Source organism: Mesorhizobium sp. B1-1-5, from assembly GCF_006443065.1.
In the GTDB taxonomy this organism is placed as follows: Bacteria; Pseudomonadota; Alphaproteobacteria; order Rhizobiales; family Rhizobiaceae; genus Mesorhizobium.
This window is the reverse complement of sequence record NZ_VFWS01000531.1, coordinates 1-1,171: the sequence shown is the minus strand read 5'-3', so window position 1 is coordinate 1,171 and position 1,171 is coordinate 1. Positions and strand designations below refer to the sequence as shown.

Sequence of the window (1,171 nt, the reverse complement as noted above, 5' to 3'; positions counted from 1 at the left end):
ATCCGCGATGCGATCGGCCAGCGTCTGGCCGGACCTGTCGTCGGCAAGGCTGCGCGTGTCGGAAACGGTCAGCACCGCGATGCGGACCGGAATGAAGGAACGGCTCTCGTCAGTCCTGGCCATGGGCATCTGCCTCCGCCGTCATGCTGCGCGTCGCGGCGACGAACCAGTCGGGTTGCCGGGCGCGGATGTCCGCGGCCGCGCGCTTGGCGACATTGCCGGTCTCGAACAGGCCGAAGCACGTGGCGCCGGAACCCGACATGCGGGCACAACCGGCCCCGGCCTTGTTCAGCACCGAAAGTGCCTTGCCGATGGCGGGCTCGATGGCGCGGGCCGCCGGCTCGAGATCGTTGCGCGTTATCTCCAGCCAGTTGCGCAGGCCGTGGAAGTCAACCACATGCGGCAGCGGCGGCAGCGCATCATTGTCGCGCCGCGACAGCGCGTTGAATACGTCGGCGGTCGAGACCGCCTTGCCGGGATTGACCAGCACCAGTCCGAGCGCCGAGAAATCAGGCACGATCGACAGCTCCTCGCCGATGCCGCGTGCAATCAGCGGCCTGGCTGCCAGACACATGGGAATATCGGCGCCAAGCGAAAGCCCGATCCGCGCCAGCGCGACATCGTCGATGTCGAGTTGCCAGCTTGCCGCAAGCCCACGCAGAACTGCTGCCGCATCGCTCGACCCGCCGCCGACGCCGGAAGCGACGGGCAGGTTCTTTTCGAGCTTGATGGCGACCGGCGGCGTGCCGCGAGGACCGGCTGCCTGCCGCAGCGCGTCACGCGCCCTGAGCACCAGATTGCTGCCGTCGACGGGAACATCCGGAGCGTAGCGGCCGGACACGCTGAAATCGTCTCGCTCGGCAAGCGCGATCTCGATCCTGTCGCCAAAGCGCGTGAACACCGCCAGGCTTTCGATCAGATGATACCCGTCATCGCGCCTGCCGGTGACATGCAGAGCGAGGTTTATCTTGGCGGGCGCCGGCCATATCCGGACGCGCTGGCCGGATTCCAGGCTCTCGATTGCGAGTGAAATGAGGATCAGTCCTTGGCCAGCCGGTACTCGCCGGTCTTCGGATCCTTCACCAGCGTCCCCATCGCGCCGTTTGCCGTCTGCTTTTCGGTGCGCCGCACCTTGGCGGTTACACGCTCGGCCTCGCGGATGAAGGTGCGG

General features: G+C 66.9%; 1 protein-coding gene and 1 pseudogene. Both read right to left on the bottom strand.

Annotated elements, in window-relative coordinates; translation table 11 throughout:
• A pseudogene (locus FJ980_RS35715) lies at positions 1–123 on the bottom strand (molybdenum cofactor biosynthesis protein B); the annotation flags it as partial.
• Positions 110–1,012, bottom strand: a complete 903-nt coding sequence (locus FJ980_RS33035) for a 4-(cytidine 5'-diphospho)-2-C-methyl-D-erythritol kinase (protein WP_140497978.1) — start codon at positions 1,010–1,012, stop codon at positions 110–112. The gene FJ980_RS33035 and the pseudogene FJ980_RS35715, both read right to left, overlap by 14 nt.
• Positions 1,013–1,171: the final 159 nt, after the last annotated feature.